Origin of the sequence: Afipia sp. Root123D2 (assembly GCF_001425835.1) — a bacterium.
Lineage (GTDB): Bacteria > Pseudomonadota > Alphaproteobacteria > Rhizobiales > Xanthobacteraceae > Afipia.
The window spans coordinates 73,049-88,269 of the sequence record NZ_LMDP01000001.1 but is presented as its reverse complement, the minus strand read 5'-3'; the positions used below and the strand labels follow the sequence as shown (position 1 = coordinate 88,269).

The window sequence follows — 15,221 nt, the reverse complement described above, 5'->3', positions numbered from 1 at the left end:
CGATGCATATTGAAATCGAGACCATCTGGCGTTTCCATAAGGATGGCAGTCCGCAGACCGCCATCGTCATGCTCGGCATTCTCAATGAGATCCGGAAAACCGGAAAACTCACCAGCGCGGCCGATCACGCCCACCTGTCCTATCGGCACGTGTGGAATCTGATCGAGCAGTGGTCGGACTTTTTTGGCGTGCCGCTGGTCGAGCGTCATCGCGGCAAGGGCACAACGCTCACCGCCTTTGGTGAAAAACTGGTCTGGGCCGGCCAGCGCCTCGAAGCGCGTCTCGGCCCGCAGCTCCAGAACCTGTCACAGGAACTCGTCACCGAGATCAAACCGTTCCTGCATCAGCATCCATCCGTGATCCGCGTTCACGCCAGCCACGGTTTCGCGGTGCCCAAGCTGCGCGAATTGCTCGACCGCACACCCGGCATCGGCGTCGATCTGCGCTATGTCTCCAACCAGAATTCCCTGATCTCGCTGGCGCAGGACGCCTGCGACCTGTCCGGCGTTCATCTGCCGCGCGGCAAGCTGCGCCATGAGGCCGTGACCGACTGCAAGGAATGGCTCGACCTGCGCGAGCATCGCGTGATCAGCTTCGTGACCCGCGAGATGGGACTGATGGTGAAGCCCGGCAATCCGCTCGGCATCACGTCGCTGAAGGAGCTGGTCGAGTGCAAGGCGCGCTTCGTCAACCGCGATCCCGATTCAGGCACGCGCCAGTTGTTCAATCAATTACTCGGTGCCAGCAACATCGAGGAGGGCAAAATCAACGGTGCGCAGCGGATCGAGTTTACCCATGCCGCCGTCGCGGCCTATGTCGCAAGCGACATGGCCGATGTCGCCTTCGGCGTCGAGGCCGCGGCACGACTGTTCGGGCTCGATTTCGTTCGTCTGCTGACCGAGGATTATTTTTTCGTCTGTCGCCGCTCGTTCCTCGAGACCGAGGCGATGCAGCGCGTGCTCGATGTCATGAAGGGCGACGAATTCCACAACGCCGTCGCCGATCTGCCGGGCTATGTGCCTGTCAATATCGGCCAGGTATTCACGGTGCGGGAATTTCTCGACACCGTCGACGTCGAGACCAACACCATCCCCGAGAAGGCCGCGCCGCGCCGGACCTGAGTTCTCGGTGAAAGCGGCAAGCGACCGGTGTGGGCAGCTAGTGCGGCACCATCGCCTGGAACACCGACTCCGCGGCCGACATCACATCCTCCGCGACTGACGTGGAGCGCTCACCCGTCCGGATCGGGACATCCGCCGGCGGCACCAATCGGGGTGAATCGTCCAGCCTCGCAACCGGATCGCTGGCGTATGACGGGATCTGCTGTGGCGGCGGTGCGATGGTCACCGGCGGCGCCATCGGCGGGACGGCCGCTTCCTGCCGCGCGGTCGGTACCGCCGGCAATGCCGGAGCCTGTGTCGCATTGCCGGCCGGTGCGTAGACCACTTTCACCGGCGACCGCTCGGGCTGCGAACGCGCAGCCTCCTCGACACGCGGAGCCTCCGGTGTGCGTGCAACGCCGGCGGGCTTGGGCGGCTCGGTGCTGCCGCGCAGCCGCGCCAGCGCATCGCGGGCGAGGTCATTGGCATCGCGGCCCTCGGCCTCGCGGGCGGGCTCGGCCGGTGCCCTGACGGCTGCCTTCTCCCGGGCCTCGTCCTTCACCTCGCGGACAGGCTGACGATGACGCAGGCTCGCGGCGTCCCCGGACTTCTCCTCTGACTTCTCTGCTTTGTCAGAAAGCTTGTCGGAGGAGCGGCTCGCAGATTTTACCGCCGGCTTTGCCGGCTCGGATTTAGGTTCGGCTTTGGCAATGTCAGTTTTTTTGACGTCAGCCGCCTTCACGTCCGTGTTCTTGGCCAGCTCGGGTACGGCTTTTGCCGGGGCCGAGACCGTCGCCGGCGGCTTATCGGCGTCCGGCTTGTTGTTGATGTAGTGCGTGACGATGTACGCGCCGACCACCGTCGCCACGATCGACGGTATCACTTCCAAAATGTACTTCGATAGAAACTTCTTGATCATTGCCAACCGCACTCCCCCGGTCCAGCGATCAGATGCTGGAACTTTAGGGCCGATTGAGGGATCAATCGCGACGGATCGGTGGCAAACCGACCGATCCATCGCGGTTTTCCATCACAGCAGCTTGAGTGGCCTTGAAGTGGAAGCCGACGGCACCGTCATGTGCCGACCAACGGCCAGACCCGGCCTGAGCCTGTCATCACAATCAGGGCTTCAGCTCGATTTCGAGGAACACGATTTCACTGCCGGTCTCGTTGAGAACGTCGTGTTCGACACCGGCTTTCCGGACATAGGATTGCCCAGTGGTGATCGGCGCCTTCGACCGCGCACCGTCAGGCCCGACGATCGTCATCTCGCCCGTGGTGATCGGAACGATCACGTAGTCCATCTCATGGATATGACGGCCGGTGGCGCTGCCCGGCGCGAGACGCCATTCGGTGACGCGGACCTCGGCCGTATCGTGCTGAACGTTCGATTTTGCAGGGGTCATGTCTCATCCTCCATCACGGAGCGAACACCAGAAAAATGAAAACAGCAAAAACCAGAACATGGACCATCCCGAACAGGATGTTGCTGCGGCCGGTTCCGAGCGTGAGGGTGCTCAGCAGGATCGTCATGATGAGCAGCACCATTTCCTGAGGGCCAAGCCCGAGTACCAGATTTTTGTCGAGCACATAAGCCATCACCGCAACGGCGGGCACGGTCAGGCCGATGGTCGCAAGCGACGAGCCGAGCGCGAGATTGATGCTCTTTTGCAGTTGGTTTTTCCGGGCCGCGGCCACCGCCGCCACGCTCTCCGGCAACAGCACCAGCAGCGCAACGACGATACCCGCGAACGCCGGCGGCGCGCCGATCAGCGCCGCTCCGGCATCGACCACCAGCGAGAATTTCTTGGCCATCATCACCACGGCACCCAGCGAGACCAGCAGCAGCACCAGGCTTACCACCATCATTCGCGAATTCGCCGGGGCGTGAGCATCATCGTCATCGCTCTCGACGATGAAGAAATCGCGATGGAGAATCGTCTGGGTATAGAGAAACACGCCGTAGAGAATGATCGTCACCACGCTGACGAAAGCCAGCTGAAGCTGGGAATAGACCGGACCTGGCGTGGTCAGGGTGTAGTTCGGCAGGATCAGCGTGATGGTCGCGAACACGATGAGAACGCAGAGAAAGACGTTGACGCCGGTGACCTGAAACGTCTGCTCGCGAAACCGCAGGCCGCCCGACAGGATGCAAAGGCCGACGAGGCCGTTGCACACGATCATCACCACTGCGAACACCGTGTCGCGCGCCAGCGTCGGGACGTCCTTCTCGCCGAGCATGATGGTGGCAATCATCGCCACTTCGATGATCGTCACGGCCATCGTCAGCAGCAGCGTGCCATAGGGCTCGCCGATGCGGTGCGCGATCACCTCGGCATGATAGACTGCGGCGAACACCGTGCCGAACAGGATCACCAGCAGCACGGCCGCGAACACGAGCCCGGCAGGCGAATTCGTGAAGCCAATGCCGAGCGACGGGATCAGGGTCGCCGTCACAAGCAAAACGGCCAGCATGGGAAATATCCATGCTGACCGCGGGACATGTGTTTGTGCGCTCATACGCTCAACACTAATGGCACGATCGCAAAAGGCATAGGGGCCTGGCTAGCGCAGAGGAAATTTGCACCCGGGAGCGGGATGCCTTAACCAAAAGAACTATTTTTGGAAGGAAGCGCAAAAATGTTCTCACACGTCATGATCGGGACGAACGATCTCGACAAAGCCAAAGCATTTTACGACAAACTGCTGGGCACGCTTGGGGTGCCACCGGGGGCTGTCGATCGCCATCGTGTCTTTTATCGCACCAAAACCGGCACGTTTTCCGTATCGAAGCCGATCGACGGCAAACCTGCCACTCCTGCCAATGGCGGCACCATCGGCTTTCTTGCGAACTCGCCGGAAGACGCCAATGCCTGGCATGCAACGGGGATCGCGAATGGTGCCACAACATGCGAGGATCCGCCCGGCATCCGCGAGATGAACGGCGTCAAGATGCATCTTGCCTATCTGCGCGACCTGGACGGCAACAAGATTTGCGCACTGTACCGGGTACCAAAGGCGTAACAAAAAGAGGCCGTGCGCTGTGCACGGCCTCTTTTACTTCCGCGAGTAAAAGGCGGGGTTAGTTTACATTCCCTTGACGATGTTCTCGGCCATCTTCTTGGCATCGCCCAGCAGCATCATCGTGTTGTCACGATAGAACAGCGGGTTATCGACGCCGGCATAGCCGGACGCCAGCGAGCGCTTGATGAACATCACTGTGCCGGCCTTCCAGACCTGAAGAACCGGCATGCCGTAGATCGGCGACTTCGGATCTTCTTCCGCCGCCGGGTTGGTGACGTCGTTGGCGCCGATGACGAAGGCGACGTCGGCCTGGGCAAACTCCGAGTTGATATCCTCGAGTTCGAACACCTCGTCGTAAGGCACGTTGGCTTCGGCGAGCAGCACGTTCATGTGTCCGGGCATACGGCCCGCGACCGGATGAATCGCGTACTTCACCTCGACGCCTTCCTTCTTCAGCGTGTCGGCCATTTCACGAAGGGCATGCTGGGCCTGCGCCACCGCCATGCCGTATCCCGGCACGATGATAACCTTCTGCGCGTTCTTCATGATGAAGGCCGCGTCGTCCGCCGAGCCGAGCTTGACCGGCCTCGCTTCGCCGCCGGCGGCCGCGGCAGGGCCGCCGCTCTCGCCGCCGAAGCCGCCGAGGATCACCGAGATGAAGGAGCGGTTCATCGCGTGGCACATGATATAGGACAGGATCGCGCCCGACGAGCCGACCAGCGCGCCGGTAATGATCAGCGCCGAGTTGCCCAACGTGAAGCCGATACCGGCCGCCGCCCAGCCCGAATACGAGTTGAGCATCGAGATCACGACCGGCATGTCGGCGCCGCCGATCGGGATAATCAGCAGGCCGCCGAGCACCAGCGCGATAACGGTGATCAACCAGAAGTCGACCTGGCTCTGCGACGACACCAGCCCGTAGATGAAGAACACCAGCGCCAGCGCCAGCACGATGTTGATGATGTGACGCGCCGGCAGGATGATCGGTGCGCCGCTCATCCGGCCCGACAGCTTGAGGAACGCGATCACCGAACCGGTGAAGGTCAGAGCGCCGATGGCGACGCCGAGCGACATTTCAACGAGGCTGGAGGCGTGGATGTTGCCGCGCGTGCCGATGTCGAATGCCGCGGGTGCGTAGAACGCACCGGCCGCGACCAGCACCGCCGCCATGCCGACCAGCGAGTGGAAGGCGGCGACCAGTTCGGGCATCGAGGTCATCGGCACCCGGCGGGCGATCACCGCGCCGATGCCGCCGCCGATCGCAATGCCGAGGATCACGAGGATCCAGCCCGTCGCACTGGCCGGCGGATGCGCGGCGAGCGTGGTGCCCACCGCGATCGCCATGCCGATCATGCCGAAGAAATTGCCCTGACGGCTGGAAGCCGGGCTCGACAGCCCGCGCAGAGACATAATGAAAAGGACGCCTGCGACCAGATAGAGCAGCGCCGAGATATTCGCGTTCATGTGCCCTGCCCCGTCACTTCTGCTTCTTCTTGTACATCGCCAGCATGCGCTGGGTGACAAGGAAACCGCCAAAGATATTTACGCACGCGAAGATCAGCGCGACAAAACCGAACGCGCGGGCCCATAGCGGACCTTCGTCGCTGCCGACGAGGGCGACACCGACGGCCAGCAGCGCGCCGACCACGATGACCGACGAAATCGCGTTGGTCACCGACATCAGCGGTGTGTGCAGCGCGGGCGTCACCGACCACACCACGAAATAGCCGACGAAAACGGCGAGTACGAAAATCGACAACCGAAAGACAAACGGATCGACAGCCTCAATCCCGTGCATGGCGCTCTCCTATGCTTTCGGCAGGAAGTTCGGATGAATGACGGCGCCATCCCTGGTCAGCGCCGTGGCTTTCACGAGTTCGTCGTCCCATTTCACCGCGAGCGACTTGCTCTCCTTGTCGAACATCGTTTCGATGAACGACAGCAGGTTGCGCGCATAAAGGCTCGAGGCCGACGTCGCGACCCGGCCCGCGAGGTTCGGGAAGCCGACGATCTTGACGCCATCGACGCTGGTGACTTCGCCGGACTTGACGCCCTCGACGTTGCCGCCGCGTTCGACCGCGAGATCGACCAGCACGGAGCCGGGCTTCATGGATTTCACCATCTCGGCGCTGACCAGCTTCGGCGCGGGCCGGCCCGGAATCAAAGCCGTGGTGATGATGATGTCCTGCTTCTTGATGTGCTCTGCCGTCAGGGCGGCTTGCTTGGCCTGATACTCTTTCGACATTTCCTTGGCGTAGCCGCCGGCGGTCTCCGCCTGCTTGAACTCCTCGTCCTCGACAGCGAGGAATTTAGCGCCGAGCGATTCGACCTGCTCTTTCACGGCGGGGCGAACGTCGGTCGCGGTGACCACGGCGCCGAGGCGGCGGGCGGTTGCGATCGCCTGCAGGCCGGCAACGCCGACGCCCATCACGAACACCTTGGCGGCGGGCACGGTACCGGCCGCGGTCATCATCATCGGGAAAGCACGGCCGAATTCTTCCGCGGCCTCGATCACCGCGCGATAGCCGGCGAGGTTGGCCTGCGACGACAGCACGTCCATCACCTGCGCGCGGGTGATGCGCGGCATCAGCTCCATCGCGAACGCGGAGACGCCGGCGTCGGCCATCACTTTAAGCGCGGCGTCGTTGCCATACGGGTCCATGATCGCGATGACGAGCGCGCCCTTCTTGTATTTGGCAAGCTCGGCGGCCTCGGGCCGCTTCACCTTGATCACGATGTCCGCGTCCTTGACCGCATCGGCGCTGACAACAGCACCGGCGGCGGTGAAATCCGCATCGAGGAGGCCGGACTTGATGCCGGCTCCCGGTTCAATGGCGACATCGATTCCGAGCGCCTTGAATTTCTTCACGGTATCGGGCGTCGCCGCGACGCGCGGCTCGCCGGCGTCGACTTCTTTCGCGATAGCAATTTTCATAAGTCCTCCCGCGACCCGTCAGCCGCGCATGACTAAAGCACCGGCAGCGTCGCCGGCGAACAACGATTCATTGTTCAGAGAAGAAAAAGCGCCATCAGGGCGACGACCGCGATCACCGCCAGCGAGCTGTATTTAATCAGCGCAAGGAATCCCTCATAAGTCTGCTCGTGCGCGGGGTAATCCATGCCATCCGCTGTGGTGTAAGCGACTTCTTTATGCTCAGCCATTCATGCCTCCAGAGTCCCGATTGGACGCGGAATTACCTTAATTGGCCGGTCAGGGCAACGGCACGAAATCGCCGGTCACCGGCGTTGGGCCAAGGAAATCGACGGCCCGACTGCCGGAAAATGCGCCGATTGCAAACCTTCAAAAAACACGCGCAGGCTGCATTATCGCCTATTAGCCTTTAGTCTAAGATAATGAGAATGCGGGAATTTCTCCCGAAATGTAAGGGCTCCCGGTGGGTGCGCTGATTTGGCGCACCCCCGCCTTTCTGATTGTGGCTTTTGTGAAGCGGCCTCACACTCAGCGCAACAACAAGAAAATTACAAACAGCAAAAAAGCTTGGGAGGTCAAAAATGAAAACCGACACCAAAACACCGACGACCCGCCGCGCCCTTCTGGGAGGAGCCGCAGTCGCTGGAGCCGCGATCGTCAGTTCGCCCTACATCCGCAACGCGGAGGCGGCCGAAACCACGACATGGAAAGTGCAGACGTCCTGGCCCGCCGGTGTAGGCCTCAACACTTTCAAGGAATGGTGCAACAGCATCAAGGAAAAGACCGGCGGCGAACTTGAGTTCAAGCCATTCGCCGCGAAGGAGGTCGTCGGCGACTTCGAGCTTCTCGACGGCGTGAAGAACGGCGTGCTCGAAGCGATGAACTCGTTCACGGTGTACTGGGTCGGCAAGATCCCGGCGACCGCGTTCCTGTCGTCATATCTGATGGGCCTGCGTTATCCGCACGAATGGGACGTGTTTTTCTACAGCGGCGGCGGCCTGAAAATGGCGCGGGAGATCTTCGCCAAGCAGGGCCTGATGTATGTCGGCCGCATCCATCACGGCGCCAACATCATCCACTCCAAGAAGCCAATTCGCTCGATCGAGGATTTCAAGGGTCTGAAGCTGCGCGTCCCCGGCGGCATGATTGCCGAAGGCTTCGCGGCGATCGGCGCCAAGACGACGCTGCTTCCGGGCGGCGAAGTGTTCTCTGCGCTCGAAAAGGGAACGATCGAAGCCGCCGACTACACCGGTCCGGCGGTGAACTGGGATCTCGGCTTCCAGCAGGTCTCGAAATTCATCTGGATGGGCCCTCCCGGCCTTATGTCAGTGTATCAGCCGGTCGACTTGATGGACTTCTGCGTCGGCATAAACCACTGGAACAAGCTGAACCCCAAGATGAAGCTGTGGGTGGAGAACGAAGTTCAGTCCTATTCCGCTGTTCATCACGGCGCGATCCAGAAGGCCGACATGGAAGCATGGCCGAAGTTCCTCAAGGCCGGCACCACGATCAACCGGTTGCCTACGGAGGATCTTGAAAAATTCCAGAAGGTGGCCGTGCCGATCTGGTTCAAGTGGGCCAACAAGGACAAGGACGCCGCCCGCGTGTTCAAGGCGCAGCTCGATATCATGGAATCTCCGAGCATCGGCTACGTCACGCCGGATATGTACAAAGGCCAGAAACTGGATCTCTGAGCCGCTCCGGCCGGAATCGATGAGGGAGATGCCACGCGGCATCTCCCTCCATTGTCCGCAGGCACCCACCGACTCTCCCGTTCGAGGCGTCAATGCCGAACTTATATTTTGTGCTGCCCCATTGGCTTTACTGGGGCACGTTAATCGTGTTTCCGCTGATCGCCATCTATCTGGTGAACCGTCAGCTCCAGCGGGGCGTTCCGCGGGGTCCGTCGGTGTTCATCGCCTACATGTTCTGGCTCTTCGCCGGATTTATGGGCTTGCACCGCTTCTATCTGAAAAGCCGGTGGGGCTTCGCGTTCGTGCCGGTCTTCCTGGCGCTCCTTTACGTCAACGGCCTGATCGGCGACCGGCGCGAGGATGTCTCGCGCACCCGCGCCGCGGTCGAGACCTCGCACATCGAAATATCGCGTGCCAGAATTTCTCCGAACGAGACGGCGACGCCGGAAGCAACCGAGCGCCTTGCCAAGGCCACCGCTGCCGGCAAGGACGCGGAAGCACAGTTCAAGGTCGAGGAACAGCGGCTCGACGACACCTACGGTTATTCGCGCTGGCTCGCGATTCTGATGGCCGCGATGATGGTCGTGGACGCGATCCTGCTGCCGGGGCTCGTGCGGCGCACGGCAGCCCGGGAAGCGAGCGAAAGCCAGATAGAGTTGGCGGAAATTCCGGACATCCCAGCGCAAGGCACCGGCGAGGACCCCGCCAAGGAGGTCCATACCTGGCTGACTGACAAGATCGAATGGGTGAACGTCCGCACCGGCGAATTCGTCGCCTACTGGGCGGTGATTTCGGTGTTCGTCTACTACTACGAAGTCATCGCACGCTATGCCTTCAACTCCCCGACCAACTGGGTGCACGAGAGCATGTTCCTGATGTACGGCATGCAGTACATGCTTGCGGGCGCCTACGCCTACCGCGAAGACCAGCATGTCAGGGTCGATGTGTTCTACACGAAGTTCTCGCCACGCGGCAAAGCGATGGCCGATATCTTCACATCCATCTTCTTCTTCATCTTCATCGGCGTGATGTTCTGGACGAGCTGGCGGTTCGCGGCCGATTCGGTCGCCAACGGCGAGCGCTCTTTCACCGAGTGGCAAGTGCAGTACTGGCCGATCAAGCTGATGATGCCGATCGGCGCCGGGCTGCTGCTTCTGCAAGGTGTCGCGAAGCTTATCAAAGACATTGTATTTCTGACGCGCGGGAGAGCCTGAGCCATGGGCTGGGAAATCGATATCGCATGGCTGACCGTCCTGATGTTCGGATCGTTGGCCGTCCTGCTGGCGCTCGGCTTGCCGATGGCGTTCTGCACAGGAAGCCTCGCAACCATCTTCCTGTTCCTGTTCGGCAATTCCGCCATCCTGAACATGATGCCGTCGCGCATCTTCCCGTTCATGACCGACTATCAGCTGTCGGCGGTGCCATTGTTCATCTTCATGGCGGCGATGCTGGAGAAAGCCGGCATCATCGAGGAGTTGTTCGACGCGGTTTATAAGTGGCTGGGATCGCTCAAGGGCGGACTTGCCTCGGCGACCGTGATCGCCTGCACGGCGCTCGCCGCCATGGTCGGTGTCGTCGGCGCGACCGAAGTGACGATGGGCATGATCGCCCTGCCGGCAATGCTCAAGCGCGGATATGACCAGAAGCTCGCTTGCGGCGCGCTATTGGCGGGCGGCACGCTCGGCATCCTGATTCCGCCCTCGGTCATGGCGATCGTCTATGCGGTGGTCGCCCAGCAGTCGCTCGGCGAACTGCTGGTCGGCTCGATCTTCCCCGGCTTCCTGCTGTCGGGCATGTATATCGCCTACATCACGATCCGCTGCTACATCGACCCAAGCCTCGGCCCGGCATTGCCGCTCAAGGACCGGGTGGATGGACGCGAAAAACTGCGGTTGCTCAAGAATACGATCGCGCCGCTGCTGCTCATCACCCTCGTGCTCGGCGTCATCTTCCTCGGCATCGCAACGCCGGTGGAGGCGGCCGGCATCGGCACCTTCGGCGCCTTGTTCGTATCGGCGCTGCATCGCAGGCTGACCTGGCCGGCGATTCAGGAAGCCGCACTGGCGACCTTGAAGGCCACCGCGATGGTGATGTGGATCTTCTTCGGCGCGACGATGTTTGTCGGCTTCTTCATCATCAAGGGCGGCCAGCAATTCGTGTCGGAATCGATCTTGGGGACGGGCCTGCCGCCCTACGGCATCCTGTTCCTGATGATGTTCATCCTGTTCGTGCTCGGAATGTTCATCGACTGGGTCGGCATCCTGCTGCTGACCGTGCCGATCTTCCTTCCGATCATGCAGGGCTTGGAATGGAACGGCGTATTCGGCCTGCCCGGCGTCAAGTCGAGCGACGTCGCGCTGTGGTACGGCGTGATCTTCATGATCAACATGCAGATGGCGTTCCTCAGTCCGCCATTCGGCTACTCGCTGTTCTATCTGAAGAGCGTCGCGCCCCCCGAGGTCAGCATGGCCACGATCTTCCGCGGCGCGGTGCAGTTCATGGTGCTGCAGGCCTTGGGTCTGGCGGTTTGCATCATCTTCCCGCAGATCATTCTCTGGCTGCCGGGGTTGCTGTACGCGCGCTAGCGGGCGGCACACAGCTTTAAAACAAAAAGACCGGCCGCAAGGCCGGTCTTTTCTTTTCTGCGATCCCTTGCCCGCCCTCGCGGGCGGCGGCTTATCCCATCGCCTCCAGTTCGGCGATCAGGCTCTCGATCACCGACAGGCCCCCGTCCCAGAATGTCGGGTCCTTGGCGTCGAGTCCGAACGGCTGAAGCAACAACTCGGAATAATGCTTGGTGCCGCCGGCGGCGAGCATCTCCAGATAACGCTCCGCGAAACCGGCGGATGCGTTCTCGTACACCGCGTACAGCGAGTTCACGAGGCAATCGCCGAACGCATAGGCATAGACGTAGAACGGCGAATGGATGAAGTGCGGGATGTACATCCAGAACGTCTCGTAGCCCGGCTTGATCTCGATTGCCGGTCCGAGGCTTTCACCCTGCACGCTGAGCCAGATCTCGCCGATGCGCTGCGCGGTGAGTTCGCCATTGCGGCGCTCGGTGTGGATCGCGCGCTCGAACGAATAGAACGCGATCTGGCGCACCACCGTATTGATCATGTCCTCGACCTTGCCGGCGAGCAGCGCCTGACGCTGCTTGACGTTCTTGGTCTCGGCCAGGAGGCGCTTGAAGGTCAGCATCTCGCCGAACACGCTGGCGGTCTCCGCCAGCGTCAGCGGCGTCGGCGCCATCAGCGCGCCCTGCTTCGCGGCGAGAACCTGATGGACGCCGTGGCCGAGTTCATGGGCGAGCGTCATCACGTCGCGCGGCTTGCCCTGATAATTCATCAGCACATAGGGATGCGCCGACGGCGTGGTCGGATGCGAGAACGCACCCGGCGCCTTGCCCGGCCGCACCGGCGCATCGATCCAGCGGTCGTCAAAGAAGCGCCTGGCGATGGTCGCCATCTCCGGCGAGAAGTCGCCATAGGCTTTCAGGATCGTGCTCTTGGCATCGCCCCACGCGATGCTGCCTGTGGCCGCGAACGGCAGCGGCGCGTTGCGGTCCCAGTGCGCGAGCTTCTTCTTTTTGAACCAGCTCGCCTTCAGCGCGTAATAGCGATGCGAGATCCGCGGATAGGCAGCGCGCACCGAGGCGACCAGCGCATCGACGACTTCACGCTCGACCCGGTTCGCAAGATGGCGCGAATCCGCGACATCCTCGAAGCCGCGCCAGCGGTCGGAGATTTCCTTGTCCTTGGCGAGCGTATTGGTGACCAGCGCGAAGGTGCGCTCGTTGGCCTTGAAGGTTTTCGCCAGCGCCTGCGCCGCCGCCTTGCGCTTGTCGGGCGAACGGTCCTGCAGCAGGTTCAGCGTCGGCTCGATCGCCAGCTCCTTGCCGCCGACCTTGAAGCGCAGCCCCGAAATGGTCTGGTCGAACTGCCGGTTCCAGGCGGCATAGCCGCTGATCGATTTTTCATGGAAAAGCTGCTCGACGCGATCCTCGAGCTGGTAGGGCTTGTCCTTGCGGATGTCCTCGAGCCACGGCCGGTAATGGCCCAGCGACGGCGTCTGCATCGCCCGCTCGATCACCGCATCGTCGACCCGGTTGAGTTCGAGAGTGAAGAACAAAAGGTGGAGCGATGCCGCGGTAATGCGCTCCGACACGTCACCGTAGAATTTCGAGATCGCCGGATCGACGGTGTCGCCCGCGTGGATCAGGCCGGCATAGGACACAAGCCGCCCGGCGAGATCGTCGATCGCCTCATAGCTTTTCACCGCGCCGGCAAGCCATTCGCCGCCGCTCGGCTTCGCCACTTCTTCCGCAATCCGGCCCTTGTAGGAGGTTTCGAACGCGACGCAGTCGGCATCGAGCTTGTCGAGATCGCGCGCGATCTCCGGCGCGTCGATCGAGGGATAAAGATCGGCCAGATTCCACTCGGGCAGCTTCATCGCCTTCGGTGCTGCCTTGGCCTTCGGTTTGGCAGCCGGTTTCGACTTAGCTGAAGATTTAGCTGTGGACGATTTACGAAGAGCGGAAGACGAGCGAGCAGCCATTACTGTTCCAACCTGTGTTTGTGCGCTTCAGCCACCATGCAGCGATAACGTGACCGCAGCCAGACGCCAACCCTTAAGAGCTCGTTAATCGGCATCGGCGAGAGTGCCCCGATTCGACACAGATAGTTGTGTTTTCCGGGGAATGCCATGCCTGCCACTGTTCTGATCGCCGATGATGATGCCGTCCAGCGGCGTCTGGTGGAGAACATGGTGCATCGCTGCGGGTACGATGCCGTGGTCGTCGACAGCGGCGATGCCGCGCTGGCGGCGCTGATCGACCCCGATGCGAAACAAATCGACGCCGTCGTGCTCGACCTCGTGATGCCCGGCCTCGACGGCATGGGCGTGCTGGAAAAGATGCGCGACGCCGGAATCTCGACCCCGGTGATCGTGCAGACAGCCCATGGCGGCATCGACAACGTGGTGTCGGCGATGCGCGCCGGAGCGCACGACTTCGTGGTGAAGCCGGTCGGCATCGAGCGTTTGCAGGTGTCGTTGCGCAACGCGCTCAACGCCAGCGCGCTGAAGGGCGAATTGCAGCGCATCCGCCACAGCCGCGAGGGCAAACTCACATTCAGGGACATCGTCACCCGGTCCGAAACAATGGACTCGGTGCTGACGATGGGCCGCAAGGCCGCGGGCTCCGCGATTCCGGTTCTGATCGAAGGCGAATCCGGCGTCGGCAAGGAATTGATCGCCCGCGCCATCCATGGTTCGAGCGACCGCAGCAGCAAGCCGTTCATCACCGTGAATTGCGGCGCGATCCCCGACAATCTGGTTGAATCCATCCTGTTCGGTCACGAGAAGGGCGCGTTCACGGGCGCCACCGAACGCCACGCCGGCAAGTTCGTCGAAGCCTCAGGCGGCACGCTGTTTCTCGACGAGGTCAGCGAGTTGCCGCTGGCCGCGCAAGTCAAACTGCTGCGCGCGTTGCAGGAAGGTGAAGTCGAAGCCGTCGGCGGCCGCAAGCCGGTGAAAGTCGATGTCCGGATCATTTCCGCGACCAATCGCAAGCTGCTCGACCGCGTCAAGGAAAGGCATTTCCGCGAGGATCTGTTCTACCGCCTGCACGTGCTGCCGCTGACCATTCCGCCGCTGCGCGCCCGCCGCGAGGACATTCCGCATCTGCTGCGGCATTTTCTGGCGCGATTCTGCGCCGAGGAAAATCGCCCGATCACCAGCATCAGCGGCGATGCGATGGCTCATCTCACCCGCGCCGACTGGCCGGGCAACGTCCGCCAGCTGGAAAACGCCGTTTATCGCGCCGTCGTCATGAGCGAGGGCGACCAACTCGGCGTCAACGATTTCCCGCACGCCGCCCTCCATGCGCCGGCATCCGCAGTGGGAACAAACGACCCGCTGGTGATCGCCTCGCCATCCACCGTCGGGCCGGAGCCGGCCTCGCTTTCAGGTATTGAAATACCTATAGCGCCAACCGCCGCGCCCGTCAGCGCAACCGTCCCCCATGGTGTGTTGCCGATGCTGGCCAACGACGGCGAAATGCGGTCGCTGGATGAACTGGAAATCGAAATCATCCAGTTCGCGATCACCCATTATCGCGGCCAGATGTCCGAGGTCGCCCGGCGGCTGAAGATCGGCCGCTCGACGCTCTATCGCAAGCTCGACGACATGACAGAGAACGCGCAGTCGGCGGGAACTTCCTCCCGGAAAACCTGATCTGGAATCGGTTTAGGAATTTCGCGGCGGTTGAACCGTTGCGGCGCGGTGACAGACCCAAAGAAAACATGCGGCAATGTGCGCAACGCGTTGCGAGGGTCGCCAATTGAAGTCAGTTTCCCGTGACTTTGGCAGCGCTGCGCTAGCCGATTCTTCGCGTCGCGTGTTATCTTTTCGCTGAATCGTCCGGATGCGGAATCCGCGGCAAACCGATTTTGCGGTGCGTTTGCCGGCGCT

General features: G+C 61.8%; 14 protein-coding genes. 6 read left to right on the top strand and 8 right to left on the bottom strand.

Translation table 11 applies throughout. The features are described from left to right. The first annotated feature begins 2 nt into the window (after positions 1-2). On the top strand, positions 3-1,121 hold the full coding sequence (locus tag ASC80_RS00420) for a substrate-binding domain-containing protein (RefSeq protein WP_056291788.1): 1,119 nt from the start codon (positions 3-5) through the stop codon (positions 1,119-1,121). Positions 1,122-1,158: 37 nt separating this feature from the next. Here ASC80_RS00420 and ASC80_RS00415 read toward each other — a convergent pair whose 3' ends face one another. The 3 genes from ASC80_RS00415 to ASC80_RS00405 all read right to left on the bottom strand — a co-directional run bounded on the left by ASC80_RS00415 (position 1,159) and on the right by ASC80_RS00405 (position 3,620). Continuing rightward, the gene (locus ASC80_RS00415; protein ID WP_056291785.1) at positions 1,159-2,019 is read right to left on the bottom strand and encodes a hypothetical protein; all 861 of its coding nucleotides are present in this window, start codon (positions 2,017-2,019) and stop codon (positions 1,159-1,161) included. A gap of 202 nt (positions 2,020-2,221) precedes the next feature. After that, the gene (locus ASC80_RS00410) at positions 2,222-2,506 is read right to left on the bottom strand and encodes a cupin domain-containing protein (RefSeq protein WP_056291783.1); all 285 of its coding nucleotides are present in this window, start codon (positions 2,504-2,506) and stop codon (positions 2,222-2,224) included. A gap of 13 nt (positions 2,507-2,519) precedes the next feature. Beyond that, a complete protein-coding gene (locus ASC80_RS00405) occupies positions 2,520-3,620 on the bottom strand; it encodes a calcium:cation antiporter (protein WP_056291780.1) in 1,101 nt (366 codons plus the stop codon). 120 nt (positions 3,621-3,740) lie between these two features. Here ASC80_RS00405 and ASC80_RS00400 point away from each other — a divergent pair, with 120 nt between their 5' ends. Next, entirely contained in the window at positions 3,741-4,124 is a 384-nt protein-coding gene (locus ASC80_RS00400) for a VOC family protein (protein ID WP_056291777.1), read from the top strand. A gap of 63 nt (positions 4,125-4,187) precedes the next feature. Here the strand turns inward: ASC80_RS00400 and ASC80_RS00395 are convergent, their stop codons facing one another. The 4 genes from ASC80_RS00395 to ASC80_RS00380 form a co-directional block, all read right to left on the bottom strand. Next, positions 4,188-5,588 (bottom strand): NAD(P)(+) transhydrogenase (Re/Si-specific) subunit beta, encoded by a 1,401-nt coding sequence (locus ASC80_RS00395; RefSeq protein ID WP_056291775.1) that lies wholly within the window; start codon positions 5,586-5,588, stop codon positions 4,188-4,190. Positions 5,589-5,601: 13 nt separating this feature from the next. After that, positions 5,602-5,922, bottom strand: coding sequence for a proton-translocating transhydrogenase family protein (locus ASC80_RS00390; RefSeq protein ID WP_056291773.1), 321 nt, complete (start codon positions 5,920-5,922; stop codon positions 5,602-5,604). 9 nt (positions 5,923-5,931) lie between these two features. Beyond that, the gene (locus ASC80_RS00385) at positions 5,932-7,059 is read right to left on the bottom strand and encodes a Re/Si-specific NAD(P)(+) transhydrogenase subunit alpha (RefSeq protein WP_056291770.1); all 1,128 of its coding nucleotides are present in this window, start codon (positions 7,057-7,059) and stop codon (positions 5,932-5,934) included. Positions 7,060-7,133: 74 nt separating this feature from the next. After that, positions 7,134-7,286, bottom strand: coding sequence for an aa3-type cytochrome c oxidase subunit IV (locus ASC80_RS00380; protein WP_056291767.1), 153 nt, complete (start codon positions 7,284-7,286; stop codon positions 7,134-7,136). A gap of 351 nt (positions 7,287-7,637) precedes the next feature. On the opposite strand from ASC80_RS00380, the gene dctP reads away from it, so the two are divergent. From dctP to ASC80_RS00365, 3 genes are all read left to right on the top strand, one after another. Further along, positions 7,638-8,750, top strand: a complete 1,113-nt coding sequence (gene dctP, locus ASC80_RS00375; protein WP_056291764.1) for a TRAP transporter substrate-binding protein DctP — start codon at positions 7,638-7,640, stop codon at positions 8,748-8,750. A 92-nt stretch (positions 8,751-8,842) separates the two neighbouring features. Further along, positions 8,843-9,964, top strand: a complete 1,122-nt coding sequence (locus tag ASC80_RS23410) for a TRAP transporter small permease subunit (protein ID WP_056291761.1) — start codon at positions 8,843-8,845, stop codon at positions 9,962-9,964. A 3-nt stretch (positions 9,965-9,967) separates the two neighbouring features. Beyond that, complete coding sequence (locus tag ASC80_RS00365) at positions 9,968-11,335, top strand: TRAP transporter large permease (protein ID WP_056291758.1); 1,368 nt, start codon at positions 9,968-9,970, stop codon at positions 11,333-11,335. Between the two features lie 91 nt (positions 11,336-11,426). Here ASC80_RS00365 and ASC80_RS00360 read toward each other — a convergent pair whose 3' ends face one another. After that, positions 11,427-13,307 carry a M3 family oligoendopeptidase gene (locus ASC80_RS00360; protein WP_056291756.1) on the bottom strand — a complete coding sequence of 627 codons (1,881 nt, stop codon included), beginning with the start codon at positions 13,305-13,307 and terminating at the stop codon, positions 11,427-11,429. 147 nt (positions 13,308-13,454) lie between these two features. Here ASC80_RS00360 and ASC80_RS00355 point away from each other — a divergent pair, with 147 nt between their 5' ends. After that, positions 13,455-14,984, top strand: a complete 1,530-nt coding sequence (locus tag ASC80_RS00355) for a sigma-54-dependent transcriptional regulator (protein ID WP_056291755.1) — start codon at positions 13,455-13,457, stop codon at positions 14,982-14,984. Positions 14,985-15,221: the final 237 nt, after the last annotated feature.

Excerpts from the sequence above, each read along its gene's own strand:
- ASC80_RS00420 (WP_056291788.1), top strand. The coding sequence starts at position 3 with ATGCATATTGAAATCGAGACCATCTGGCGTTTCCATAAGGATGGCAGT.
- ASC80_RS00415 (WP_056291785.1), bottom strand. The coding sequence starts at position 2,019 with ATGATCAAGAAGTTTCTATCGAAGTACATTTTGGAAGTGATACCGTCG.
- ASC80_RS00410 (WP_056291783.1), bottom strand. The coding sequence starts at position 2,506 with ATGACCCCTGCAAAATCGAACGTTCAGCACGATACGGCCGAGGTCCGC.
- ASC80_RS00405 (WP_056291780.1), bottom strand. The coding sequence starts at position 3,620 with ATGAGCGCACAAACACATGTCCCGCGGTCAGCATGGATATTTCCCATG.
- ASC80_RS00400 (WP_056291777.1), top strand. The coding sequence starts at position 3,741 with ATGTTCTCACACGTCATGATCGGGACGAACGATCTCGACAAAGCCAAA.
- ASC80_RS00395 (WP_056291775.1), bottom strand. The coding sequence starts at position 5,588 with ATGAACGCGAATATCTCGGCGCTGCTCTATCTGGTCGCAGGCGTCCTT.
- ASC80_RS00390 (WP_056291773.1), bottom strand. The coding sequence starts at position 5,922 with ATGCACGGGATTGAGGCTGTCGATCCGTTTGTCTTTCGGTTGTCGATT.
- ASC80_RS00385 (WP_056291770.1), bottom strand. The coding sequence starts at position 7,059 with ATGAAAATTGCTATCGCGAAAGAAGTCGACGCCGGCGAGCCGCGCGTC.
- ASC80_RS00380 (WP_056291767.1), bottom strand. The coding sequence starts at position 7,286 with ATGGCTGAGCATAAAGAAGTCGCTTACACCACAGCGGATGGCATGGAT.
- dctP (WP_056291764.1), top strand. The coding sequence starts at position 7,638 with ATGAAAACCGACACCAAAACACCGACGACCCGCCGCGCCCTTCTGGGA.
- ASC80_RS23410 (WP_056291761.1), top strand. The coding sequence starts at position 8,843 with ATGCCGAACTTATATTTTGTGCTGCCCCATTGGCTTTACTGGGGCACG.
- ASC80_RS00365 (WP_056291758.1), top strand. The coding sequence starts at position 9,968 with ATGGGCTGGGAAATCGATATCGCATGGCTGACCGTCCTGATGTTCGGA.
- ASC80_RS00360 (WP_056291756.1), bottom strand. The coding sequence starts at position 13,307 with ATGGCTGCTCGCTCGTCTTCCGCTCTTCGTAAATCGTCCACAGCTAAA.
- ASC80_RS00355 (WP_056291755.1), top strand. The coding sequence starts at position 13,455 with ATGCCTGCCACTGTTCTGATCGCCGATGATGATGCCGTCCAGCGGCGT.